This window comes from Myxococcus faecalis, from assembly GCF_050039385.1.
GTDB lineage: Bacteria > Myxococcota > Myxococcia > Myxococcales > Myxococcaceae > Myxococcus > Myxococcus fulvus.
Genome location: NZ_CP144336.1, coordinates 3,571,221 through 3,596,087, shown reverse-complemented (window position 1 = coordinate 3,596,087; position 24,867 = coordinate 3,571,221). Strand labels below are relative to the sequence as shown.

General features: G+C 70.8%; 19 protein-coding genes. 13 read left to right on the top strand and 6 right to left on the bottom strand.

Annotated features, from left to right (window positions below):
- Nucleotides 1–10: 10 nt before the first annotated feature.
- The 3 genes from cobT to VZQ01_RS14135 all read right to left on the bottom strand — a co-directional run bounded on the left by cobT (nt 11) and on the right by VZQ01_RS14135 (nt 2,027).
- The gene (cobT, locus tag VZQ01_RS14145; RefSeq protein ID WP_223746026.1) at nt 11–1,072 is read right to left on the bottom strand and encodes a nicotinate-nucleotide--dimethylbenzimidazole phosphoribosyltransferase; all 1,062 of its coding nucleotides are present in this window, start codon (nt 1,070–1,072) and stop codon (nt 11–13) included.
- 141 nt (nt 1,073–1,213) lie between these two features.
- On the bottom strand, nt 1,214–1,759 hold the full coding sequence (locus VZQ01_RS14140) for a metal-dependent hydrolase (protein ID WP_223746027.1): 546 nt from the start codon (nt 1,757–1,759) through the stop codon (nt 1,214–1,216).
- Between the two features lie 34 nt (nt 1,760–1,793).
- Nucleotides 1,794–2,027 (bottom strand): hypothetical protein, encoded by a 234-nt coding sequence (locus tag VZQ01_RS14135; protein ID WP_141326798.1) that lies wholly within the window; start codon nt 2,025–2,027, stop codon nt 1,794–1,796.
- A gap of 113 nt (nt 2,028–2,140) precedes the next feature.
- Here VZQ01_RS14135 and VZQ01_RS14130 point away from each other — a divergent pair, with 113 nt between their 5' ends.
- The 6 genes from VZQ01_RS14130 (at nt 2,141) to VZQ01_RS14105 (ending at nt 10,669) form a co-directional block, all read left to right on the top strand.
- The gene (locus VZQ01_RS14130) at nt 2,141–2,662 is read left to right on the top strand and encodes a MarR family winged helix-turn-helix transcriptional regulator (protein ID WP_426748085.1); all 522 of its coding nucleotides are present in this window, start codon (nt 2,141–2,143) and stop codon (nt 2,660–2,662) included.
- Between the two features lie 109 nt (nt 2,663–2,771).
- Nucleotides 2,772–4,022 carry an HlyD family secretion protein gene (locus tag VZQ01_RS14125; protein WP_426748084.1) on the top strand — a complete coding sequence of 417 codons (1,251 nt, stop codon included), beginning with the start codon at nt 2,772–2,774 and terminating at the stop codon, nt 4,020–4,022.
- Nucleotides 4,023–4,024: 2 nt separating this feature from the next.
- The gene (locus VZQ01_RS14120) at nt 4,025–5,566 is read left to right on the top strand and encodes a DHA2 family efflux MFS transporter permease subunit (RefSeq protein WP_223783540.1); all 1,542 of its coding nucleotides are present in this window, start codon (nt 4,025–4,027) and stop codon (nt 5,564–5,566) included.
- A gap of 174 nt (nt 5,567–5,740) precedes the next feature.
- Nucleotides 5,741–7,174 carry a hypothetical protein gene (locus VZQ01_RS14115; protein ID WP_426748083.1) on the top strand — a complete coding sequence of 478 codons (1,434 nt, stop codon included), beginning with the start codon at nt 5,741–5,743 and terminating at the stop codon, nt 7,172–7,174.
- Entirely contained in the window at nt 7,164–9,341 is a 2,178-nt protein-coding gene (locus VZQ01_RS14110; RefSeq protein WP_426748082.1) for a hypothetical protein, read from the top strand. The genes VZQ01_RS14115 and VZQ01_RS14110 overlap by 11 nt, the downstream gene beginning before the upstream one ends.
- A complete protein-coding gene (locus tag VZQ01_RS14105) occupies nt 9,338–10,669 on the top strand; it encodes a hypothetical protein (RefSeq protein ID WP_426748081.1) in 1,332 nt (443 codons plus the stop codon). The genes VZQ01_RS14110 and VZQ01_RS14105 overlap by 4 nt, the downstream gene beginning before the upstream one ends.
- A 125-nt stretch (nt 10,670–10,794) precedes the next feature.
- Here the strand turns inward: VZQ01_RS14105 and VZQ01_RS14100 are convergent, their stop codons facing one another.
- Nucleotides 10,795–11,817, bottom strand: a complete 1,023-nt coding sequence (locus tag VZQ01_RS14100; protein WP_223746031.1) for a heparin lyase I family protein — start codon at nt 11,815–11,817, stop codon at nt 10,795–10,797.
- A gap of 459 nt (nt 11,818–12,276) precedes the next feature.
- Between VZQ01_RS14100 and VZQ01_RS14095 the strand changes: the two genes are divergently transcribed.
- Nucleotides 12,277–15,024 (top strand): CHAT domain-containing protein, encoded by a 2,748-nt coding sequence (locus VZQ01_RS14095; protein ID WP_426748080.1) that lies wholly within the window; start codon nt 12,277–12,279, stop codon nt 15,022–15,024.
- A gap of 5 nt (nt 15,025–15,029) precedes the next feature.
- Here VZQ01_RS14095 and VZQ01_RS14090 read toward each other — a convergent pair whose 3' ends face one another.
- Entirely contained in the window at nt 15,030–16,040 is a 1,011-nt protein-coding gene (locus VZQ01_RS14090; protein WP_426748079.1) for a cupin-like domain-containing protein, read from the bottom strand.
- A gap of 147 nt (nt 16,041–16,187) precedes the next feature.
- Between VZQ01_RS14090 and VZQ01_RS14085 the strand changes: the two genes are divergently transcribed.
- The 4 genes from VZQ01_RS14085 (at nt 16,188) to VZQ01_RS14070 (ending at nt 20,301) form a co-directional block, all read left to right on the top strand.
- A complete protein-coding gene (locus VZQ01_RS14085) occupies nt 16,188–16,346 on the top strand; it encodes a hypothetical protein (RefSeq protein WP_426748078.1) in 159 nt (52 codons plus the stop codon).
- Nucleotides 16,347–16,512: 166 nt separating this feature from the next.
- Complete coding sequence (locus VZQ01_RS14080) at nt 16,513–17,070, top strand: RNA polymerase sigma factor (protein ID WP_046711104.1); 558 nt, start codon at nt 16,513–16,515, stop codon at nt 17,068–17,070.
- Complete coding sequence (locus VZQ01_RS14075; RefSeq protein WP_223746034.1) at nt 17,067–18,503, top strand: zf-HC2 domain-containing protein; 1,437 nt, start codon at nt 17,067–17,069, stop codon at nt 18,501–18,503. The genes VZQ01_RS14080 and VZQ01_RS14075 overlap by 4 nt, the downstream gene beginning before the upstream one ends.
- Nucleotides 18,504–18,654: 151 nt before the next feature.
- Complete coding sequence (locus tag VZQ01_RS14070) at nt 18,655–20,301, top strand: acetate--CoA ligase (protein WP_426748077.1); 1,647 nt, start codon at nt 18,655–18,657, stop codon at nt 20,299–20,301.
- Between the two features lies 1 nt (nt 20,302).
- Here VZQ01_RS14070 and VZQ01_RS14065 read toward each other — a convergent pair whose 3' ends face one another.
- On the bottom strand, nt 20,303–21,391 hold the full coding sequence (locus tag VZQ01_RS14065; RefSeq protein WP_426748076.1) for a YcjF family protein: 1,089 nt from the start codon (nt 21,389–21,391) through the stop codon (nt 20,303–20,305).
- 301 nt (nt 21,392–21,692) lie between these two features.
- On the opposite strand from VZQ01_RS14065, the gene VZQ01_RS14060 reads away from it, so the two are divergent.
- Both VZQ01_RS14060 and VZQ01_RS14055 read left to right on the top strand, forming a co-directional pair.
- A complete protein-coding gene (locus VZQ01_RS14060) occupies nt 21,693–24,629 on the top strand; it encodes a cation-translocating P-type ATPase (RefSeq protein WP_426748075.1) in 2,937 nt (978 codons plus the stop codon).
- Nucleotides 24,626–24,865: a hypothetical protein gene (locus tag VZQ01_RS14055; RefSeq protein WP_141327577.1), complete on the top strand. Its 240-nt coding sequence runs from the start codon at nt 24,626–24,628 to the stop codon at nt 24,863–24,865. Before VZQ01_RS14060 ends, VZQ01_RS14055 begins: the two co-directional genes overlap by 4 nt.
- Nucleotides 24,866–24,867: the final 2 nt, after the last annotated feature.

The window sequence follows — 24,867 nt, the reverse complement described above, 5'->3', positions numbered from 1 at the left end:
GACACGCGCTTCAGCGCTGTGACTTCTCCGCGACGCCGGCCGAGGCGAAGGTCGCCATCTCGTGCAGCACGTGCAGGCTGCTGTCCACCAGCCCCATCGCGAGCACCGCGCCGGTGCCCTCGCCCAGCCTCAGCCCCAAATCCAACAGGGGCCGCAGCCGCAGCGCCTCCAGCACCCGCCGGTGGCCCGCCTCGCGCGACATGTGGCTGGCCATGAGGAAGGGCATCACCCGGGGACACAGGCGCGCCGCCACCAGCCCGGCGACCGAGGAGATGAAGCCATCCAGCATCACCGGAACGCGCTTGGACGCCGCGCCGAGCGCCGCGCCCGCGAGCCCCGCGATTTCGAACCCGCCCACCTTGGCGAGCACGTCCAGCGGGTCCGCCGCGTCCGGCTGGTTCACCACCAACGCCCGCCGCACCACGTCCACCTTGCGCGTCAGGCCCGCGTCATCCACGCCCGTGCCGCGCCCGGTGGCCATGTCCGGCGACACACCCGCGAGCACACACGTCAGCGCCGACGACGCGGTAGTGTTGCCGATGCCCATGTCACCCAGGCCGAGCAGCGTCACGCCCGACTCCGCCAGCTCGATGGCCAGCAGCGCGCCCACGCTCAGCGCCTCCTCGGCCGTCTTGCGCGACATCGCCGGCCCCTTCGCCAGGTTCCCCGTGCCGGGGCCCATGCGGTGGTGGCGCACGCCCGTGAGCCCCTCCACGGGCACCCGCACGCCCATGTCGACGACCTCCACGCGCACGTCGTGCTGCCGTGACAGCACGTTGATGGCCGCGCCGCCCCGGGAGAAGTTGGCGACCATCTGCGCGGTGACCTCGGCGGGATAGGCGCTCACGCCCTCCTCCGTCACCCCGTGGTCCGCCGCCATCACCACCATGCCCTTGCGAGGCATCGCCGGAGCGGGCTCTCCCCGCAGCGCGGCCCACTGACACGCCAGCTCCTCCAGGCGGCCGAGGCTGCCCTGGGGTTTGGTCTTCATGTCCAACAGGCCCTGGCACTGCCTGCCGGCCTCGACGTCAGGTTCGGGAATCCTGCCGAGCACGTCACGGTATGCGGGCATCGGGCCCCCTTCGCGGGAAGGGCTTCAAGCTAGGCGCTGCGCGTCCGGGGACACAACCCCGCACCGCGCCCGCGGGTCCCCGTGCTCGAGATATGTCACGGCCCCTACAGCGCGGTTGTCTCGTGGGACAGGTGAGGACCTTCAGCCGTTGGGCTTCGCGGCGGGCTCCTCGCCCTTGAAGCGCTTGCGCAGCGTCTGCGTGACGACCGCGTCCCAGCGCGCGGAGAACACCTCGACGAAGGTTCGACGCCCGGGACCCAGCGCGCACGCGAGGACGGCCAGCGTGGTGAACAGCCCGATGACCGAGTTCTGCCACGACGACAGGTCCCACTGCCCCTGCCAGAACCACTCCCGCATGCTCGTGGGCCAGGAGTAGTGGATGGGCCAGCCGGGCCCGCTTCCCGCCAGGTCACAGACGAGGTGCAGGTGGAACGCCACCATCGCGAGCACCGCCACCCTGGCGCGCTGCCTCGCCAGCGCCACGCACACCGCAGTGGTGACGAGCGCGCCCACGTAGCCGTGGAAGAGCACGTGGTGGTAGCGCGCGTACCACTCCTCGCCACCCAGCAGCGTCAGCCCATCCAGGTCCGGCGCCAGCCCCGCGCACGTGACGAGGATGCGGTCCCTCCGCTCACGCAGCCCCTGGGCCGTGAGCCACGCCAGCTCCGCATGGACGATGGGGTTCATGTCCCCACGAGCTTACGGCGCTGAGGGCCCGCGCTCACAGGGGCAGGGGCGCCACGCGCGGCGTCCCCAGGAGCGCCAGCGTCCGCGCCGCCACGTCCACCAGCGTGGCCGAGCAGGGCTGGCAGCCGCCTCCGCAGCAGCTCGGCCACTCGCCCTCCGGCTCGCGCAGCAGGGGGTACACGCAGCTGCGCAGATAATCCGGCAGACCGGCCTCGTCGCTCGCCTGCCGCAGCGCCGCCTGCACGGTGGGGTCTTTCACATCCAGCACCTCCCCGTCATAACAGCGCGTCCGTTTCCTCCCACCGGCTCCACTATTTCGTTGCGCGCGGTAGTTAGGAGCCTTACGACTCAGGGGCGGCGGGGTCTTCGCCGCGCCTCACCATGAGCGTCACGCCTCCCATCACCCGCTTCGAGCGGCTGCAGCGACTGTCGCAGCGCTTCCCTCAACTGGACGCGAGCGCCATCGAGACCTGCGTCCTCTTGCTGCGCATGTCCAACGAGCTGTCGAGCGCCTACGAGGCCAACCTCGCGCGCCACGGCCTGTCCACGGGCCGCTTCACCGTGCTGGCCCGCCTGCTCTCCTACAGCGAGAGCGAGGAGGGCAAGGGCCTCACCCCGGCCGAGCTGGCGGAGAGCTCCTGTGTGAGCCGCGCCACGATGACGGGGCTGCTCGACACGTTGGAGAAGGACGGCCTCATCTCCCGCGCCGACCATCCCGATGACCGGCGCATGTACACCGTGCACCTCACGCCGAAGGCCCGCGTGCTCCTGGAGGAGCTGCTGCCCGTGCACTTCCGCCGCGTCGCCGCGCTGATGTCCACGCTGAGCGAGCCGGAGCGCGCCACCTTGCGCGAGCTCTTGACCAAGGTTTCCTCCGGACTGCCTGCCTTCCGAGAGCCCTGAGCTTCCCCTCGAACCCTCGATTCCCCTCGGGCCCGGCCCGACGGACGTCTTGTCATGGCCATGTGGTTAGGCCCCTTATCATCGACCCGTTGAACCTTCGAGAACGCCCATGAGCACTGCCTCACCCTCCCTGGATGCCCAGGACACCGACGTACCGAAGAAGAGCCCCTCGCTCGTGAAGGAGCCGGCGGCGCCGCGCTCCAGGGCGAAGCGGGTGTTGCCCGCGCTGTTGGGGATTGCGCTGTTGGGCGGCGCCGCGCGCTGGGTGCTGACCCGGGGCGAGGAGTCCACCGATGACGCGCAGGTGGAGGGCCGCATCGCCAACGTGTCGCCGCGAATCTCGGGGCAGGTGGCCCGGGTGCTGGTGACGGACAACCAGCAGGTGAAGGCCGGCGACGTGCTGGTGGAGCTGGACGCCACGGACCTGGAGGCGAAGCTGGAGGTGGCGCGCGCGGACGTGTCGAGCGCGGAGGCGCAGTCGGCGAACGCGCAGGCGCAGCTGGCGCTCACCGAGGTCAACGCGGGGGCCAACCTGCGTCAGGCGCGCGGCGGCGTGGTGCAGGCGAATAGCGGCATCAGCTCGTCCAAGGCGGCGCTGGACCAGGCGCGCGCGGACGTGGTGGCGGCGGAGGCGCGCTTCAAGCTGGCGGACACGGACCTGACGCGGGTGAAGACGCTGAAGGCGGAGGGCGCGGTGACGCAGGCGGACCTGGATGCGCGGCAGTCCACGCATGACCAGGCGAAGGCGGCGCTGGACGTGGCCAAGGCGCGGCTGACGTCCACGGAGGCGGGCGTGCAGGGCTCCTCCGGTGGCCTGGAGACGGCGCAGGGCAAGCTGGCCGCCGCGGAGACGGGGCCGGTGCAGGTGCAGGCCGCGCAGGCGGCGGTGAAGCTGGCGGACGCGAAGCTCAAGCAGGCCCAGGCCGCGCTGCACCTGGCGGAGCTGGCGGTGTCGTACACGAAGGTCCGCGCGCCGACGAATGGCGTGGTGAGCCGGCGCACGGTGGAGGTGGGCCACATGGTGGGGCCGGAGCGTCCGCTGATGGCGGTGGTGCCGCAGGATGACGTGTGGGTGGTGGCGAACTTCAAGGAGGACCAGGTCGGCGAGATGAAGGCGGGGCAGGCGGTGGACGTGGAGGTGGATGCCTTCAGCGGCCATCACTTCAAGGGCCATGTTGACAGCCTGGCGGGGGCCAGCGGGGCGCGCTTCGCGCTGCTGCCTCCGGACAACGCGTCCGGCAACTTCGTGAAGGTGGTGCAGCGCATCCCCGTGCTCATCCGCTTCGACGGTGACGCGAAGGACGTGGCCCTCAAGCCGGGCATGAGCGCCGTCGTCACGGTGAACACGAGGGGCGAGTAGTCGTGAAGGGCGACGTCATCACCGGCTCGAAGGCCGGTATCACCATCGCCGCGATGGCGGCGGCGTTGATGTCCGTGCTGGACATCTCGATTGTGAATGTCGCGCTCAGCGACATCCGCGCGAGCTTCGGCACGCCGATGGACCAGATTGCGTGGGTCTCCACCGGCTACATGATGGCCAACGTGGTGGTCATCCCGATGACGGGCTGGCTGCAGCGTCGGTTCGGGTTCCGGCGCTACTTCACCGCGTCCATCCTCATCTTCACGGCGGCCAGCCTGTTGTGTGGGCTCGCGTGGAACCTGCCGTCGCTCGTGGTCTTCCGAATCCTCCAGGGCGTGGGAGGCGGCGCCATCATCCCCACGTCGCAGGCGATTCTGTTCGCGCGCTATCCGCAGAAGGAGCACGGCATGGCCGGCGCGCTCTTCGGCCTGGGCGCGGTGACGGGGCCGCTCTTGGGTCCGACGGTGGGCGGGATGCTCATCGAGGTGGCGAGCTGGCACTGGATATTCCTCATCAACCTGCCGGTGGGCCTGTTCGCTGCGTACATGGCGTGGCGTCACATCGAGCAGAAGGACTTCGAGGTGTCCCACGAGCGGGTGGACCGCTGGGGCATCGGCCTGTTGGCGGTGGGCATGGCCGCGCTGCAGTTCGTGCTGGAGGAGGGCACGCGCGAGGACTGGTTCGACAGCATGAAGATCACCGTGCTCGCGGTGGTGGCGGGCGTGGCGCTCATCACGTTCATCGTGCACGAACTGGAGACCCCGCAGCCGGTGGTGGACCTGAGGGTGTTCGCGAACCGCTCGTACGCGGCGGCGACGGGGGTGAACTTCCTCATCGGCACGGCGCTGTTCGGCGGGTCGTTCCTGTTCAGCCTCTTCTGCGGAACGGTGATGCGCTACTCGGCGCTCGACATCGGGCTGGTGTTCTTGAAGGGCAGCTTCATCCAGGTGTTGTTGATGCCGCTCATCGGGAAGTTCGGTGGCAAGGTGGACGGGCGGATGCTGGTGGGGGTGGGCATCATCGGGATGTGCCTGTCCTTGTGGACGAACGGGCACTTGAGCAGCACGGCGGACGAGGCGGCGCTGATTGCGCCGGTGTTCATCCGGGCGTGCTCGATGGGGTTCATCTTCGTGCCGCTGTCGGTGATGGCGCTGAGCAACCTGCGGCCGGACCAGCGCGGCAACGCGGCGGGGCTGTTCAACCTGACGCGTGAATTGGGCGGGTCCATTGGCACGGCGTGGATGAGCAGCGCGCTCAACCGGCTGACGCAGGTGAACAACACGGCGCTGGCGTCGCATGTGGATGCGTACAGCCAGGTGACGCAGGAGCAGCTCGCCGCGATGCAGGCCACGGTGGCCTCGCGGGTGACGGACCCGCTGGCCGCGGCCTATGGGCTGTTCAGCCAGCGCATCAACCTGCAGGCGCTGGTGCGGGCCTTCAACGCCAACTTCACCGTGCTCACGGCCATCTTCGCGTGCTCACTGGTGCTGGTGTTCATGCTGCGCCGCGCCGACCCCAACGTGAAGGTCGAGGGCGCGCACTGAAGTCGCCGGGGTGGCTGGGTCGATGGATTCTGCACGAGCCTCGTGCGGGATCCTCCCCGGGACACGAGTCACTTGTAGTGGGCTCACGACCGCGATGCATCGCGGTGCCCTTGTCAGACCGAGCGTGAATCCTGTGGCCTCCCCCGTCCGTCGGGGCCTGCACGGGAGCCGCCGATGTCCTCGCGTTGGGTCGTTGTGTTGTGGCTGCTGTTACCCAGGGTCGGGTGGGGACAGGAGGCCATCACCCCTGAGGCCTTCGACGCCACCGTGCGCAGGCTGGAGGAGGCGCTTCGGGCCGAGGCTTCTGGCGAAGAAGCAGGAGCGGTCCAACCCGAGGAAGAGCCCACGTCACCTGCGCCTCTCCGCGATGACACGAAGTGGGCCCACTGGCTGCGCCTGGAGGCCACGTCGCTGACGCTGCTGCCCCGAAGTGGCGTGGGGCGCGACGAAGGTTTCATGCAACTGGAGCCGCGTGGAGTGGTGAGGAGACGAGGCGTCTTCACCCTCGAGGTCGGAGCACCGGTGCGGTTGCGGCTCTGGGGGGGAGCGGAGGGGGCGGGGCTCGTCAGGAAGGAGGACTGGGACACGCTGTCCGACTGGGGACAGGTGGTGCGCGCCCTGAGGGTTGGCGGCACGCCGAACGTGTTGTGGATGGGCGCGCTGGAGTCCTACACGCTGCTGTCCGGGCATCTGGTGCGTCGCTATAGCAATCGGAGCAACCCCGACTACCACCCCGCAGGAGCGGTGGTGACGGGGAGGCTGGGGCCGGTCTACGCGGAGGCCTTCGCCTCGGATGTGCTGGGCGCGCGACTGGTGGGCGCGGAAGCCGCGGTGGACGTGCAGCACCTCGTCTTCGGCCGTCCCCTCATTCCCTTGCAGTACCTGCTGTCGCTGTCCGCGGTGCATGACTGGGGGCGCGCGGGAGGTGTCTCGAAGCCGCTGACGCTGGCGCACGTGGACGGCTCGGCGATGCTCGTGCGGCGCAGGAATGCTGACGGCAGCTTCGAGGTGACGCTGCTGGGGGGCTGGGGCGGACGTCCAGGAGCGGGCGGGGCCTGGGGCGCGGTGGCGGGACTGGGCGTGGATGCGCTGACCGCGACGGTGGACCTGCGAGCCCGTCTGGAGGGACGCGTGCAGCGAGGCGGTTTCCGACAGGGAGCCTTCGGCCCGGACTACGAGCTGGCGCGCTTCCAGGTGCCGGGCCTGTCCGCCTTGCCGCTGGCGGAGGCGTCCTTCCCGGACGGAGCGTCCGCGTATGGCGAGGTGATTCTCAGTGGGGATGCGGAGCGGCTGGGCACGCTGTCTCGGCGCCACCTGCGCCTGACGATGGGGGCGGAGGTCTTCTCGTGGGGCCGGGTGGATGTGGAAGGACGCCTGGAGGTGCAGGGCTTCCACCGGCGCCTCACCGTGGCGGTGGGAGGGATGGCGCTCGGCGCGGGTAAGCCAGCCGCGCGCTACCTCGTTTCGGGCGAGGCCCGGTGGCGCCTCTTGAGTGGCCGCCTCTACGCGGTGGGACAAGGCGGCACGTTGCTGTTCCCGACAGCGGAAGGACCGCTGCGTCCGGGCGCCTTCGCCGCCCTGGGGCTGGGGGTGGACCATGCGCGCTGAGCAACGTCGGCGCGGCGGAGTGGGCCTGGCGCTAGCCATGGCGCTGCTGAACGTGGGCTGCGCCTCATTGCCCTCGAAGTCGGGGCTACAGGACGCCCTGGCCTTCCGTCCCTCTTCCGCGTCCACACAGGCAACGTGGAGTACAGCGGAGGAGCCATCGCGGGAAGTGTTGCTGGCCTCCTCGGCGGAAGTGCCCCTGAGTCTTCGACGCGAGCCCCTGGCGGATGGGGCTGAAGGCATACATGCGCCAGGCACGGAGTGGGTGGCGCGCGGTGGGGGTGTTGCATGCGGGGGACGCCCCATGCCCTCGGGCTGGCCTCACCTGGAGTCCAGCCGAGAGGTGCTGGAGCCCTTCCTGGCATGTACCTCACCCGGCGAGTTCGTGGCCATGCAGCGCGCGGTGGACATGGCCGAGTTGGTGGCGTCGCTCACGGACTGGGACGCGGTCCGTCTGGGTGCCTTGGGTCCGCTGGATGCCCGGGCCTCGGAGGTCCTGGTCCGCAAGCGCGCGGCCTTCCTCGTCACGTCCGTGGAGAAGTACGGCGTGCCGTATGCCGAGGTGCTCGCCCTCTTCATCCTCCACTCGGCCTTCGACGACGAGCTGCGCGAGATGGTGCGGCTGCTGGCCCGCGACAAGCAATTGGAAGAGACGCTGGGCGCCATGACCACCGTCCGCGAGGAGCTGAAGCAGCGGGGTCTGTCGCTGGAGACCTTCCCGGAGCGAGAAGAACAAGCACGTGATGTGCTGCGCGGACTGGGGCGAGCGGGGCGGGACATGCTCTCCAGCAGTCCGGCGAGCGATAGCGCTCGGGGACAGAGCCTCTGGGCGAAGCGCGCCGAGCTCCCACCGCCCTACCAGGCAGCCCTGGACGAAGTGCAGAAGGTGCTGGCGGAGCGGCACTACGCGCCGGGCAGCATCTCGGTGGGAGCCTTCGACCACCTGACCTTCGGCGTGCCCGTGGGTTTCTACCATCTGGTCGCCGGGACGGGGCACGGAGCACGCTCGCTGGCGCAGGGCAAATACGAGCAGGCCACGCGCGTGTTGGCGCCAGCCGCGCTGATGGTGGCGCTGTATGCCGGAAGCAAGGGCGCGCGAGTCCTGGTGAAGTCAACGTCCGGTGGACGCAGTGGCCCGCGGCGGCTCTCGGCGCCAGACGCCGAAGCACTGAAGACCGTCGTGAAGGAGTTGGAGGCGCAATTCGGCCCCGACGCGGTCGGCGAGTCCGTCTCCCTCTTTCGGGGCAGGCGAGAGGTCGCGCTCTTCGCGGCGGCGGAAGGACCGGCTGGCGTCATCGCCCTGAATGAGGCCCGAGGCAACCTGCCGAAGGCACTGGCCCTGTTGGCGGAGCGGTATCGGGAGCCCTCGAGTGCCAGCGCGACGAGGGGCGGTGTCGAGAAGCGAAGTGGCGGCAGACCGTCCCTCCCACCAGAGGCGGCTGGCATCCCCGTCGAGGCGGCGGAAGCGAAGCTGCGGCAGGCGGAAGCCGAGGCTGGAGGGGCCCGGCTGCCAATGGATGTGGGCCTCCTTGAGAAGCACAGGGAAGCACTGCAGAAGGCCGTGCCTCCTGGAGCCGAGGTGCATGCCCTCTGGCCTGACTATCTGGCGTACCTGGAGAGGCGCACCGCGGAAATCGGGCAGCGGCAGGCGACAAAGGGGCCGCTGGGGTGGGCGGACTACCAGGTGATGCGAGACAGGTACGCCCGAGGCCTCGCCTTCGAGAGGCTGATGGTTGCCCTTCTGGAGGAGGATGCGGCCCGCCCGCGTGCACAGCGATTGTGGCTCCGAGACTTCGAGCAGCCCCGCATCGAGACGCATGTGGGTGTGGCGAAGGCCGACCTGCGCTTCGCGGATGTGCTCGTCATCGAGGAGCGGCCTCCGCCGGGCCAAGCTCCTCGCGTGGAGACGTTCAGCCTCAAGAGTCGGGACCTTCTTGGTCTGAACAGGGATGCGCTGGTCGCGCAGGTGGTTGCGGACGCAAGCGCCGCACTGCGGTATTACGGCGAGACGGTGAGCATCCGCAGGCCTGGACTCGAACAGACCGCTCGGATCAAAAGGGTCCGGTTGATCTACGAAAAGGCCTTCAAGCCCTTGGACCCAGATGCCATCGAGCGTGCCGTGACAAGAGCTGAGAACAAGGCAAGAGGAGTGGAGGTGCTGTTTCGATGAAGGCGATGAGCGCTCTTGAACCCAATCCAGGCGATGGCCTTCGGTTCCTGCTGGACGGGGCACCTGCCCAGCAGGTTGGAGCAGACTCCGCACTCACGTCCTTCTTCGCGGCGCTGGAGGCTCACGCCGAAGGCTGGATGCCGGATATCGTGAAGGGAGCGCAGCGGCGGAAGTACTCGCGCGCCTCCATCAAGAAGGCGTTGGAGGAACGATGCGATGAGCATGGGACCTCTGTCGCGCTCTACCGGGCACAACCCTTGGTCGAGTTGACGCTCGACCTCGATACTCCTCCATCAGGAACTCGGCTGAGCTGCGGTCTTGATGTGCAGCCACTTTCATTGTTCTCGGAGCGAGGGCGATGTCTTGAATTCGTAGACATGGTCAGGGACCTGGCCGCGTACTATCGCGTCGACTACGCCATGGCCCATGGCCTGGCGGATCGGCAAAGCGCAGGAGCGCCCTGTTTCGGCCGTGATGAGAAGACTTCTCGCCGAGATGGCTTCGACCAGATCTACGAAGTGTTCTGGCTGAACGTCTTCGGCCCACGCCTCGTGGAGAGCGTGGGGCGTGAGCGGATGCTCTCGACGCCCGCGCATCTCGTGGAGGAACTCCCCAACGGCTCCGTCCTGCTGGTGCTACGTCGCAACGCTGCGGACTTCGCGAGCGACGAGGCGCGCGTGGCGCAGGCGCGCGCGCATGTCCACCTGCGGCCAGACCTCGACTTCGACACGGTGCTGAGCACGCTGCGGGCGCGCAGTGCCGCGCTCGCTCCGGTGGAGCCGCGCTTCCACCCGGACCTCGCACCGCTGCTCGCGCGACTGCCGGACGAGTTCGCCATCAGCGAGCGGCAGACGAAGATCGCCGAGTTCAACGCATTCCAACCACCGGCGCCGGAGGAGTGGCTGCCAACTGCGTTGCCGTCCGATGTAGGGAGCCCTGAGCGTGTGCTCGCATCCTACGACGCACTGTCAGAAGGACTCGTGGCGGCGCTTCATACGAAGGTGCCAGCCATCACGGAGGAGACGGCGGAGTCCCTGACGGACCTGGACTTCTACTTCTGGCGCGAGAACTTCCCGGAGCGGTACGAGCGTCGACTCGTCGATGGGCACACCGCCCCGGCGCTCGGAGCCTATCTGGGACACGTGCTGGTTCGGCGGCTCGGCGGGACGTGGGTGCCACGGCAGAACCAGGAAGAGTCCCAGGTGCGCGTCGGTGAGCGCGTCTGGCTGCCCTTCCTTCGTGCCCGCCGGTACATGCAGTCGCGCCAGTCGCTGCTGGAGTACTCGCTCACCCAGCTCTTCCGTGAGGCGGCGCGACACCATCGCTGATTTCGTGAACACCGCTCCGCCGTGCGGCGAGTCCGCGGCCCTTCGCCATCCACGACCAAAAACAGCAGCGGGCCCGCCCTGCTGGAGGACGGACCCGCTGTGGACCTTCACGGTGTCGCGGTGGCTCAGCGACGCGCGCCGCGAGCACGCACCGTCGCCGGCTTGCGCCGACGGCTCAGCAGCGCCGCGAACGCGAGCAGGCCCGTGGCGGCGATGAACGGAGCCCCGCCCGTCGCCGTCGCACCGCAGCCCTGCGCCGCCTGCGGATTGTCCGTGCCGTCATCCGTGTCGATGACACCCACGCGCGGCGTGCCCGTGCCCGGCAGCGTGGGCACGTTGACGATGGGCGGCGTGGTGGGCGTCGGCGTGGGCTCGGGCGTCGGCTCCGGGGTGGGCGTGGGCTCGGGCGTCGGCTCCGGGGTGGGCTCCGGCGCGGGCGGAGGCGGCAGGACGTCCTCCAGCGCGGTGCTCATGGTGAAGCCATCGTGGTACACGCTCGCCTCGGGACGGATGCTGTCCTCGCGGTACAGCCCGAGCTTCAGGTAGTTCATCTCCTTGCCGAACTGCGTCGCCCCCATCGTCTTCGGCAGCACCAGCTTCCCGTTGTGCCACAGCTGCACGAAGCCGACCTTCGCGTTGGACGACCACTTCACCTGCAGGATGAAGTCGTGCCACTGGCCCTTGTTGAGGGGCCCCTTCCAGGGGATGTCACCGTCCGCGCCACCCACGCGCAGGTGCATCTGGTCCCCCTTCACGAAGAACTCCAGCGGCGGCGAGCCACAGCAGCCCTCCTGGTGCCACTGCGCGAAGACCTGCCACCCATCCGAGATGGGGTAGTTCGACGGGAACATCGTGCTCCACTTGTAGAAGTACGTGGAGCCCGCCTTCTCCTCGCTGATGTAGAGCAGCTCGTTGCGGTTGCCGCTGGCGCCGATGGGGTCATCGCCCTGACGCACCGTGGCCTTCAACGCATAGCGGCCCTCACGGACCACGTCCGACACCACCTGCAGGCGGCTGTTCGCGACGCTCTGCGAGCGCGTCCACTGCGAAATGTTTCCGGTCTCGAAGTCGCCCTTCCACACCACCTCCGCGGACGCGAGGGGGGGAACCAGCAACACCAGGGCGGCGAGTCGAAGGAATGCGGTCAAACGAGGTCCTTTCATTCCGGGTTGGCGCATTGGGACATCCGGCCGGCCGTGCTACTTCCCGCTCCCGCTCGCCCGCCAAGCCCCTGGGGTCCCAGCCCCCGCTCCGCCGCCCGGTGGGGCACGAGGCGTCGGGGCGCCCTCGGCCCCGCTCGTCGCTTGCCGTCCACCGCAATGATTCCCGGGGGATGAGGCGACGCGCCGGAAGTGGGAGCGCGCGGCACCTTGGGCTCCCGCGGCGCTCGCCCGCTGTGCGGCCCGGGGACGCGGCGGCTTCTTCCGTGCCTGCGGCCGCGCGGGAAATTCGCCCAAGAAATGCCCGCGCCCAAGGACCCGGTGGGATGTGCGTTCGTACAGAGGCGACAGGTCCGGTGTGGGCCTGGAGTCGTCGCCAGCCGGAGGGTTGGTGTAGAACCCGACCGGTGGGTGCCTGTCCGGGGGGACAGCACCCGAGGGGGCAGCATGTTGAAGTCGAAGTCCGACAAGGCCCTGGTCCTGGCGTTGGCCGCGCCCGTGCTCGTCGTCACCGCGCTGCTCGTGCGCACGCCGTCCGGGGGGAACGGCGTGGAGGCGCGCTTCTGGGCCGAGCGTCGGGCGTCCGCGCGCATCGAGGCCCGCCTCACCTATCCGGAGGCCGACCGCTATCGACCTCGCGTCTCGGCGGGCGGCTGTCTGGTCCCCGCCGAGCCCATCCCGCTCAAGGAGCTGGCCCGGCTGGAGGAGGAGGGCAACTGGGCGGGCATCGCCGCCGCCTACGGCCTGCAGGGTGAGTGGAACCAGGCGGGCTCCTTCCTCGAGCGCATGTCGTCCTCCGTGGACCGCGACAGCGACCTGGCCGCCGTGCAGCTCTCCCGGGGCGCACACGAGCAGGCCCTGCGGCTGCTGGACCGCGTGCTGGCCCGTGCCCCCGCGCATCCCCAGGCGCTGTGGAACCGCGCCCTGGCGCTGCGCGACATGGGCCTGACGATGAAGGCCGCGGAGACCTTCGAGAAGGTGGCCGCGCTCGGCGAGCAGGGCTGGAGCAGGGAGGCCAAGGCGCAGGCGCTGACGCTGCGCGAGGAGACGCAGTCGCGCTCGCGCAAGTGGCACGGCGCGCGCGACGCCACGCTGGCCCTGCTGGAGGACCCCAATGCGCCGCTGCCCCTCCAGGAGGCTCGGCAGAGCCCCGGCGTGGTGCGGCAGCACTTCTACGACGTGGTCCGCGCCGCGCCCTCCAAGGAGCGCGTGCTGGCGCTGATGCCGCTGGCGCGGGAGCTGGACCGGCTGCAGGGCGGCACGTCGCTCGGCGACTACGTGACGCGGGTGTCCGGCCGCGACTTCACGCGCCGGGGCGCCCTGGCCCAGGGGTACTCCGAGTGGGTCAGGAAGCGCGCGGGCGCGCCGGAGTCACTGGTGGAGACGGTGCGCGCCTCGGGTGAGGAGGACCTGTTCGTGGGCATGGCCCTGCACAACAAGGCCGCCGCGCTGCGCTACCTGCCGGACCTGGTCTCCCACGTCCAGCGAGAGAAGGACACCTGGCTCGGCCTGTTCCTGGAGCGCGAGCAGGCCCGCAAGGAGACGGCGGACGGCGAGTGGTGGAAGGCCGAGCAGCGCCTGTTCAACGCGCTCCAGCGCTGCCGCGAGGGCGCCTTCTCCGCGCGCTGCGTGGACCTGGAGATCCGCCTGGGCATCCTCTACGCGGAGCTGCGCCGGCTGACAGAGGCCGAGCAGCACGCGCGCACCGCCTGGTCCTGGGCCCGCCAGCTCCAGGAGTGGGAGCTGGAGCTGACCACGCTGGAGCTGCTCGTGCACATCTCCCGGGACCGCGGGGACTTCTCCAGCGCGCTCGCCTACGTGGAGGAGTGGACCGCGCGCGGCGGCCGCGTCATCGACACCTGCTACTGGCCCCACATCAACCAGGCCCACACGCACTACCTGGCCCTGCGTCCGGAGGCCGCGCGCGCCTCGCTGGAGGCGGCCGCCGCGTGTCCCAACGCGAAGCTGGACCTGATGTTCGGCGCCACCTTCGCGGAGATGGCCCGCGCCCGTCCGGACCCGAAGGACGCCGAGCGGCTGAGCCAGGCGCTCGACGTCGCGCGCGCCAGCAACCCCACGCCCGGCGACGCCATCTACGCGCGCTACCTGGAGGGCCGCTTCGTGCTGGACCACGAGCACGAGCGCGGCGTGGCGCTGCTCACGCGCACCCTCGAGGACGCGCGCAAGCTGCCGTCCACCGAGCCTTTGGCGCGCGAGGCGTGGACCCTGGCCTACTCCTCGCTCGTCACCGACGCGGGGCGCCGGGGCGAGTACGCGCGCGCCCTGGAGCTGCTCGCCGAGCAGCTGGGGACCCAGGTGCCCCAGCGGTGCGCGCTCGGCGCCGCCGTCCACAACGAGCGCTCCGTGGCCGTCGCCCGGGGGCCCGGGGGTGAGCTCGTCGGTGACTACCAGGGCACGCGCGAAGTGCCCTTCGCGGAGAGCCCCAGCGTCAAGCTCGTCCCCGAGCACGTGCGCCAGGCGCTCAAGGGCTGCGCCCAGGTGGAGGTGCTCGCGTGGGCGCCCGTCTTCGGCCGCACGGACCTGTTGCCCGTGGACCAGCCGTGGAGTTTCCGCATGGGCCGCATCGTCCCGGGCGTGTCCGCGCCGTCGCGGCGCCTGGTCGTCTCCAGTGTGGAGGCGCCCGCGCTGTTGCAACTGCCCAGGCTGCCCACGTGGACGCCGCCGCCCGAGCCGGAGCCCACGACGCTGGAGCTGTTGTCCGGCTCGGACGCCACGCCCTCGCGCGTGCTGTCCAGCATGTCGGACGCGACGGAAATCGAGATTCACGCGCACGGCATCAGCGACCCCGTGCTGTCGGACGCCTCGCTGGTGGTGCTCTCGCCCGAGGGCAACGGCCGCTACGCGCTGACGGCGGACATCGTGCGCAAGCAGAAGCTCGCCGGCGCGCCCATGGTGTTCCTGGCCGCGTGCAGCGCGGGGCGGCTCGCCTCCACCACCACGCACGAGCCCTTCAGCCTGCCCGCCGCCTTCATCGAGGCCGGCGCGCGCGCGGTGCTCGCCTCCACGGTGGACATCCCCGACGCCGCCGGGCGCTTCTTCGACGGCGTGCGCCAGCGCATCCGCGGCGGCACCGCCCCCGCGGTGGCCCTGCGCGACGAGCGCCAGAAGTGGCTCGCCCGCGACGCCCGCAACGGCTGGACGCACCACGTGCTGCTGGTGGAGACGTCCGACTGATACCCCTACAGCGGCGTGGGCAGGTACGTGTTCCCCTGCGGCACCTGGAAGTGGTGGAACGTCACCGACGCGCTCACGTCGAGCGCGCGCACCCAGTGCCACCAGCCCACCGGGATGAACACCAGTTCCCCCGGTTCCAGCACCGCCTCCACCACGTGCGCCTCCGCGTAGAGCGGGTGGCGCTCCACGTCCGGGCGCTCCGCGTCCACGTGGCTGAACGTCCCGTAGCGGGGATACATCAGGTGCCGCTGGAAGGAGGGGATGAGCTTCACGTGCTTGCGCCCCATCACCTGCGCCAGCAGCACGTTCATGTTGTCGTGGTGCAGCGGCGTCACCGTGCCCGCGGGGCCCAAAAGCAGCGTCATCATGTCCGGCCGCAGGCTGTCGTCGATGATGCCCTGGGGCGCGCGCACGTCCTCGCGCAGCGGCTCGAAGCCCTCGCGCTGCCAGTTCTCGTTGCGCGGCACCATGTAGTAGTCGTTCGTCTCGCCCCCCGTCGCCACCCGGTGCACGTAGTCGCCAAAGCGCATCGTCTCGCGGTGCTTGTCCGGCTCGGGCGCGTGGTCAGGGTTGGATTCACGCCGCGTCATCACCTCCACCTCCACGTCCCCCACCCGCTCGGCCAGGTAGGAAAGCGACCAACGTCCGAGCGCCGGCCAGTCCTTCATCCGCCCCGTCAACACCACCGGCCGGTGTCCGAAGTAGTAGCGCGTGAAGAACTCCTCCGCGGACAGCTCGTGGCGTCGCTCCAGCGCCAGGTGTCCACCCGATTGCCGATGCAACGTGCTGTACGTGTCCATCACCGACTCGAGCCACCCGTAGCGTCGTCCCACCCGCTGGCAGGCCTGGAAGAACGGATGCGCCTCCACCCGCGCCACCTCCTCTCGCGCCACCTCCTCGGACACGCCCGCGCTCGCCAACGCCAGACACGCCTCCTCGCGCGTCACCCCCATCGCCAGGTTCTCCACCAGCCAGACCTGCCACTCCAACGCCAACCGGGATGTATCCACGCTCATTTGGAAAACCTCGAAATCCGAGACGCAATCCACCCCGCCGCCTCTCACGGAATCGGACCGGAGCATGGTAAGGACGGCGACAGATTCAAAGTTTCATCCACCAGCAACTTGTCCGTGCTGCTGTATCCCAGCACGAGGAGCGAGCGAATGACGTCCGGTTCCAAGCCCGTCGAGTCGAGTGCCGCGGACGCCCACGTGAAGAACAACTACGTGGACTGCGCCACCACGGTGGGGGTGCAGCGCGCCCGCAAGCCCCTGCCCCTGCCGTCCAGCCCCGCCCTGGCCTCTGCCCCGCAGCAGCCCTAGGCGCCGTCTCCCCTCCAGACCTACATCCGCTGGAGATCCATGCCCGGACTGGGATTCCATCCCTTCCGGGCATTGCCTTGTTGGTGCCCTTGCACTTTTTTCTCAAGGAACGGACGGCACCGCGTCTTTGACTGGGAAACCTGCCGCGCGAGGCATGTAGGACATCATGGCCAACCTCTTCAACCGGGAGCGGAGGCGCTTCGAGGCGTTCATCCGACAGCACCGGCCCAGCCTGCTGGGACTGGCGCGTCGTCTGTCCGCCCGCTCCAGCCTGGAGGCCGAGGACCTGGTGCAGGAGACCTTCGAGCGCGCGATGCAGGAATTCGAGTCGTTGAAGGACCGGACGGACGCGGCGGCGGCGGCGTGGCTGTGCACGACGATGACCAACCGCTTCCTGGACTACTGCCGCAGGCAGCGGACGGAGTCCCGGGGAATGCCCCACCTCGCGCTGGTGCAGGAGGGGGTGGCGCAGGCGGAGGCCCAGGAGAACTGGGAGCTGGTGAGCACCGAGGAGTTCCAGAAGGCGGTGGAGCGGCTCAAGCCGCACCTGCGTGATGCCTACCGGCTGCACGCGGAGGGCAAGCGCTACAACGCCATCGCCGAGCATTTCAACGTTCCCGTGGGCACGGTGGGCAGTTGGCTCACCCTGGCACGCAGGGACCTGAAGGACTTGCTGCTGCCACAGGTAGCGGTGGCCCGGGAGCAGGGGGCAACGAGCTCATGACGACGCCATGCACCAACAACCGACTGCATCTCTTCGTGGACGGGGAGCTGTCCGCCACGGAGGCGGATGCCTTCCGCCAGCACCTGACGCGGTGCGCGGAGTGTGAGTCGGGACTGAGGGATTTGTTGCAGCTGGAGCTGCTGGCGGCCCGGGCCCTGGGGGGAAGCGCGCCGGTGACGCAGGGCGCCGACGTGGCCGAGCCGGTGATGGGCGGCAACGTGGTGTCCCTGAAGGCACGGCTCCAGAAGGGCCTGAAGCTGGCGATGCCGCTGGCGCTCGCGGCGGGGCTGGCGGCGGTGGTGGTGGTGCGCGGCCAGGCGGAGCCGGAGATTCCGGGCGAGGTGTGGCTGTCGGGCGCGGACACGCGCGCCTTCGAGGCGCGGCTCTCCCATCCGAAGGCGGACCGCTTCCTGCCCTACAGCCCCATGCGCGGCACCAGCCACTCGGCGCAGATGCTGCCGCTCAGGCCGCTGGCGGAGCTGGCGGAGCGGCACGACTACCGGGGCATCGCGGCGGCGTACGCCCTGCGCGGCGACTGGCAGCAGGCCGAGGCGTTCCTGGGGCAGGAGCCCGAGTCCGCGGACAAGGCGAACGACCTGGCCGTCGTCGCGCTCAGCCGTCAGCGCTACGAGGAGGCGCTGGGGCTGCTCACGAGCGCGCTGAAGCTCAATCCGAACCACGCCCAGGCGCTGTGGAACCGCGCGCTGGTGCTGCGCGAGCGCGACCTGCTGGACCGCGCGGCGGCGTCGTTCGACACCGTGGCGTCGCTGAGCGAGGCGGGGTGGAGCGGCGAGGCGCGGCGCATGGCGGCGGAGCTGCGCACGCAGCTGGCGGAGGAGCGGGTGCGCTCGCGCCGTCAGGTGATGGACGTGTGGACGACGCTCACGGGCGAGGCGCCCTGGGACGCGAAGCAGCTCGCGCAGCGGCCCGCGGTGGCCCGCGCGGCGCTCTACGACGCGGTGCGCACGGTGACGTCGAAGGAGCGCGTGGAGGCGCTGCTGCCGCTGGCCCGCGAGCTGGACGCGCTGGGTGGGGGCTCGGTGCTGCAGGACTACGTGCGGCAGATTGCCGCGCGGGACTTCACGGCGCGGGCGCCCTTGGCCCAGGGGTACGCGGGGCTGTTGCGTGACAGCGACACGAAGAAGGACGCGACGGTGCTGCTGGACTCGCTGCGCCGCTCGGGGGAGCGGGACATCTACTTCGGCGCGCTGATGCACACGGGCTCCGCGGTGTCGGACGCCACGGCGATGAGCGCGCTGCGCGGCTTCGCCGAGGGGACGCCGGACCCGTGGCTGCACCTGCTGGCCGAGCGCGAGGGCATCCGCCGGGAGCTGGCCGCGGGCCGCACCGCGCAGGCCGAGAAGCAGTTGATGGACGCGATGCTCACGTGCAACGGGATGGGCAACATCGTCCCGTGCATGGAGCTCAACTGAGTCCACCGTAGGTTCTCCTCGTCACACACCGGGGTCGGTCCTCTCTGAAGGGCCGGCCCCTCTGCTTTTTCGCGGCGGGCGTGTTGTCCACCGTGCGAAGCGGGGGCGTGTGGACGGACGTCGTGAGGAGGGGCGTGGCAGGCTCGCCCGCATGGCCCAGTCCACCCCTCGCAACATGCGCGACTACGCGGCGACCCACCGGGACTTCCGGTGGGAGCGGCCCGAGCACTTCAACTTCGCCACGGACGTGGTGGACCGGCACGCCGCCGAGCGGGGGGAGTCGCTGGCGCTGCTCTGGTCGGACGAGACGGGCCGCGAGCAGCGCTTCACGTGGCAGGGCGTGAAGCAGCGCTCGCTGCACGCGGCGCAGTTCCTCACCGGATTGGGGCTGAAGAAGGGGGACCGCGCCTTCATCATGATGCCTCGGGTGCCGGAGTGGTGGTTCCTGGTGCTGGGCTGCATCCGCGCGGGCATCGTCTTCATGCCGGGCACGCCCATGCTCACCGTCAAGGACATCCGCTACCGGCTGGTGGCGGCGGACGCGAACGCGGTCATCGCGGACACAAGCTGCCTGGAGCGCTTCGAGGGGCTCGCGGGCACCGGCCGCGTGGAGACGTGGGTGGCGGTGGGGGAGGGCGCGCCGGCGCCGTGGGTCCGCTACGAGTCGGGCACGGTGGGCACGGGCGCGCACGGACAGGACTTCGCGCCCACGCGCGCGGAGGACCCGCTGCTCATCTACTTCACGTCCGGCACCACGGGCATGCCGAAGATGGTGCTGCACACGCACGCCAGCTACGGGCTGGGCCACGTGATTACCGGGCGCTACTGGTTGGATTTGACGCCCGAGGACCGGCACCTGACGTTGAGTGACACGGGCTGGGCCAAGTGCGCGTGGGGCAAGCTCTTCGGGCCGTGGAGCCAGGGCGCGTGCAACGTCGTCTACGACTTCCGGGGGCGGTTCGAGCCGCGGAAGCTCCTGAAGGTGCTGGCGTCCCAGCAGGTGACGACCTTCTGCGCGCCGCCCACGGCGTGGCGGGCGATGGTGCTCGAGGACCTGAAGGCCCACGACCTGTCGAGCCTGCGCCACACGGTGAGCGCGGGCGAGCCGCTCAACCCGGAGGTCATCGACACGTGGAAGGCGGCCACGGGGCTGCACATCCGCGAGGGCTACGGGCAGACGGAGACGGTGGTGGTGGTGGGAATGTTCCCCTCGGTGGAGCCGCGCGTGGGCTCCATGGGCAAGCCGTCCCCGGGCTTCACGGTGGGCGTCATCGACGACGCGGGCCAGGAGGTGGCGGACGGGCAGGAGGGGGACATCGCGGTGCGCGTGGCGCCGGAGCGGCCGGTGGGGCTGTTCCAGGAGTACCTGGGCGACGCGGCGGCCAACGCGGCCTGCCGTCGAGGCGACTGGTACGTCACCGGGGACAGGGCCGTGCGGGACGCGGACGGCTACTTCTATTTCGTGGGCCGCGCGGACGACGTCATCAAGACGTCCGGCTACCGCGTGGGGCCGTTCGAGGTGGAGTCCGCGCTGCTGGAGCACGCGGCGGTGGCGGAGTCCGCGGTGATTGGCGTGCCGGACGACAAGCTGGGCCAGCGGGTGAAGGCGTACGTGGTGCTGGCGCCGGGCTTCACTCCGTCGCACGAGCTGGCGAAGGAGCTCCAGGAGCACGTCAAGCGCACCACCGCGCCGTACAAGTATCCGCGCGAGGTGGAGTTCGTGCTCGAGCTGCCCAAGACGGTGAGCGGCAAGATTCGCCGCGCGGAGCTGCGCGCCACGCCGCCGAAGCCCGGGTGACTCAGGCCGAGGCGCGGCGCAGGGACAGCTCTTCCCTGAAGGCGCTGATGACGTCCTCCACGAGGGGAATCTCCCCGGCGCGCCGCTCCATCAGCCGGGAGAGCACGGCGATATAGGCCTCGCCGAACAGGGTGGTGAGCGCGGTGGCGGTGGAGGCGGCGATGAGCGCGCCGACCAGCGTGCCCGCGCCGGGGATGACCTTGAGCAGTCCGGACACGATGGCCTGTCCGGAGAACGTGGCGCCCAGCCCCGTGGCCACGGAGCTCACCAGCGTGGAGAGGAAGGCCTCGGTGAGCGGCAGGCCGAAGACACTGCTAATCCCCGCCAGCATTCCGACCTGCGTGGGGACGAGCAGGGCGGCGTCGGCGAAAGGGATGGGGGTGGCTCCGATGGCCGCGGCGGCCGCGGCCGCGCTGGCGACGATGCCGTGGGCCCGCTTGCGCTTCTGTTCGATGCTCACCCGCTGCGCGGCGGCGAAGGCGTTGCGCTGCCCCTCCGGCACCAGCTCCATGGTGAGCTCCACCAGCTCCACGAGTCCCTTGGCCTGGAGCGTGTTCCCCTCGTCGTCCGTCTCCTGGAGCGCGCGCACGCGCATGACGTTTCGGGCCATGGGCAGGAGCCGCTCCACCTCGGCGCGGAAGCCCTGGTCGTTGCGCGCCTTGGTGACGACCGCCACCACGGGCATGTGCCGCGAGAGCATGCGCGCGACCTCCAGGTCTCCATCCTCCACGCGTCGCGAGTCCTCTCCGATGCAGAGCCACGCGCAGTGCAGGTGCTGCGTCGCGTCCGCGTCCCGGCCCCGCGTGGCCACCAGGTCCTCGAGCAGCGTCAGCGTCTGCTTGTAGGCGCCCAGCTCCAGGCCCCGGGTGTCGAGGATGCTCACGGGGACGTCGCTCTTCGTGTACTCGCGCGTCTCCTGCGTGACGGGGCGGCCCTGGCCGGTGTCCGCGATGCGCCCGTGGAAGACGGCGTTGATGAGCGTGCTCTTCCCCACGCCGCTGCGTCCGGCGATGACGATGTTGACCCGCCCGCGTCTGCGGAAGGCCTCATCCACCTGCTTGCGAATCTCTTCGGTGAGCTGGAGCTCCATGACACGCCTCGTGGGTCCTTCGTCCCGGCCGCGCGGAACGGGCTTCTGGGGACAAGCCTAGCGGACCTGGGCCGTCCGACACGATGCACACGAGGGTGCGTCCAGGCGGGCGAGCGGGCCTCCGGAAGCACCATCGCACCCGCTGTCATGTGACGCGTGCGGGCCCCTGGGTGCTGCGGGCTGTTGGCGGACCGGCGTGCTCCCCTCGCGACTGTCCGGTGCCGTGCATGGATACGCACGCCCCGTCGGATGGCCGCGCGGGGCGTGGGCCCTCACCTTGGGCCCTCCGGGGGTGTGGCGGATGGTGGTGTTCCTCATCGATGGCAGGGCGGCGCCCGCGAGCGTGGCTCGGCACGCCGTGGCCTCGCGCCGGCTCCGGCTGGTGGTGCCGGGGTTGTTGGGTGACCGCCACCTGGGACGTCGATTGGAGCGCACGTTCCACACCTGGCCCGGCATCGAGGAGGTGAAGGCGGAGCATCGCAGCGGCCGGGTGCTGGTGCGCTACGGCCCCGACGCTCCGCTGCTCACGCGCTTGAAGGAGACTCCCGAGGACACCGGCCCCGCTGTCGCGCGCGAGCGGCGTCCCGCGCCGGTCTCCGCGTCTCGTGACGAGGTGGCGTGGCACGCGCTGAGCGTGGACGAGGCGCTGCATCGGAGCGGGACGGACGCGCACGGCCTGTCCGGAAGGGAGGCGGCGACGCGGCTGCGACGTCAGGGGGCGAACCTGGTGGCGGGCGTGCCGCCGCGCTCGCGGTGGTCGCTCCTGCGCGCGCAGGTGGCCACCGTGCCCATGGGGTTGTTGATGGGCTCGGCGGCGGCGTCCGCGCTCGTGGGAGACGTGCTGGAGTCGACGGCCATCCTCGCGGTGGTGGGGCTCAACGCGGGCATCGGCTATCGCATCGAGCGGCGCAACGAGTCGCTCCTCGCGTCCTGGCAGAGGCTGGAGGCGGGGCAGGCGCAGGTGCTGCGCGACAGTGTCCTCCAGGCCGTGCCCACGGCGGACCTGGTGGTGGGGGACGTGCTGCTCGTGCGCGCGGGAGATGTGCTCCCCGCGGATGCGCGCGTGCTGGAGGCGCACCGGCTCAGCGTGGACGAGGCGCCCCTCACCGGCGAGAGCGAGCCACAGGCCAAGGGCGCGGAGCCGGTGGCCGGGGACGCGCCCTTGGCCGAGCGTCACTCGATGCTCCACGCGGGCACGGTGGTGGCGTCGGGACATGGGCGCGCCGTCGTCGTGGCCACGGGCGGGAACATGGCGCTGGCGCGGGTGCGCAAGCTCGTGGAGGAGACGGCCTCGCCGCCCACGCCGCTGTCGCGCAAGCTGGAGCGGCTCGACAAGCGCGTGGCGCTGTTCTCCGTGGGCGCGGCGGCGATGTCCGGCGTGGTGGGGCTCGCGCGCGGACGTCCGATGGGACAGGTGCTGCGGGGCGCGGTGGCGCTGGGCGTGGCGGCGCTCCCGGAGGGGCTGCCCATCGTCGCCACCGCGGCGCTGGTGCGCTCGATGCAACGCCTGCATGCGCGCGGCATGGTGGTGCGCCGCGTGTCCTCGGCCGAGGCGCTGGGCGGCGTCACGGTGATTTGCACGGACAAGACGGGGACGCTCACGCGCAACGACATGTGTCTGGAGGTCCTGGACGTGGGCGCGGGCCCGGTGGACCTCGCCTCCTTGCGCGCGAAGCCGAAGGCGGTGCTGGAGGATGCGCCGACGCTGGCGCTCGCCGCGGCGCTGCTCAACAGCGACGTGGACGTGCACCGCAACGGGCACGAGGTCATCATCGCGGGCAGCTCCACCGAGCGCGCGCTGGTGACCGCCGCGCACGCCGCGGGGTTGGACGGTGCGGCGCTGCGCAAGGCCTTCCCGCGGCGTCGCCTGTTGGAGCGCACGAATGGCATCCACTACGTGGTGAGCCTGCACGACGCGCCGGGCGGCGGCGTGGCGTTCATCAAGGGCGCGCCGGAGCAGGTGGTGCGGCTGTGCTCCCGTGACTCGAAAGGCCCGCTGGGCCCGAAGGGACACGAGCGCCTGCTCGAGCGCAACCGCGCGCTGGCCCGGGAGGGCCTGCGGGTGCTCGCGCTGGGCTGGCGGCGCGTGGGCGCGAGGCACGTGGGAGCGCCGGAGGGCGATTACACCTTCGTGGGCTTCATGGGCCTCAGGGACCCGCTGCGTGAGGGGGCCGAGGAGACACTGCGTCAGTCCCGCGTCGCGGGCATCCGCACCATCATCCTCACGGGGGACCAGCGGCACACGGCCGAGGCCGTCGCGCGCGAGGTGGGCTTGCGAGGCGAGACGCTCACGGGCAAGGAGCTGACCCAGCGACTGGCCGGGGCCGAGCGCGGGGACTGGCTGGACCGGGTGGCGGTGCTCGCGCGGGTGGCGCCCGAGGACAAGATGGCGCTGGTGCGAGCCCTGCGCGCGCGTGGCGAGGTGGTGGCCATGGCGGGCGACGGCGTCAACGACGCGCCCGCGCTGAAGGCCGCGGACGTGGGCGTGGCGGTGGGCGCGCGCTCCAGCGACATGGCCCGGCAGATGGCGGACATCGTCATGGCGGGCGAGGACCTGCGCGGCATCCTCCACGCGGTGGGCGAGGGGCGCATCGTCCAGGACAACCTGCGCCGCGCCCTGCGCTTCCTCTTCGCCACCAACCTGTCGGAGATGGCGCTGGTGGTGGGCGCCTCGCTGGTGGGCAGCCGCGAGCCTCTCGCTCCGATGCAGCTGCTCTGGCTCAACCTGCTGACGGACACCTTTCCGGGGCTCGCGCTGGCGCTGGAGCCGGGGGACGCGGACATCCTGGACCGGCCGCCCGCGCCTCCCGACGCGCCGCTGCTGACGCGCGACATGTCGCGGCGGGTGGTGCGCGACGCGCTGCTGCTGGCGGGCGTGGGCGCCGCGGGCCTGGTGCTGGGCGGACCGCCGCTGGCCTTCGGGATGCTCACCGCCGCGCAGCTGGGGTACGCCTCGGTGTGTCGGGCGCCTCGCACCGGGGCTCGGGGGCGCTCGCTGGACTCCGGGCGCTTCACGCTATGGGTGGGCGGCGCGGTGGCCATGCAGGCCCTGGCGCTCACCGTGCCCCCGCTGCGCGCCGTGCTGGGGTTGCCCACGCCATCGTGGCTCACCCTCGGTGGGGTGGCGGTGGGGTGGGCGCTGCCCGGGGCGCTTCACGGTCTCTCCCGCCGCGTCCCCCGGGGCGCGGCGCATCGTCGTCCCTTCCTCATCCCCGCTTTCGCGGAGGCTTCCCCATGACGTTCCATCTCCCGTCGTTCCTGTTGGGCTACACCGCTGGCGCCGGCTCGGTGATGTTGAGCAAGCACCTGCGCCCGTTGCTGGTGGAGCTGGCCACCGCCGCCTACCGCTTCGGCGACATGGTGATGTCGAGGACCGCCATCAGGCAGGAGGACCTGGAGGACCTGCTGGCCGAGGCGAAGGCCCGGGCCCGGCGGGCCGCGAACGGTCACCCGCAGGGCCAGGCCGAGGCCTGAGG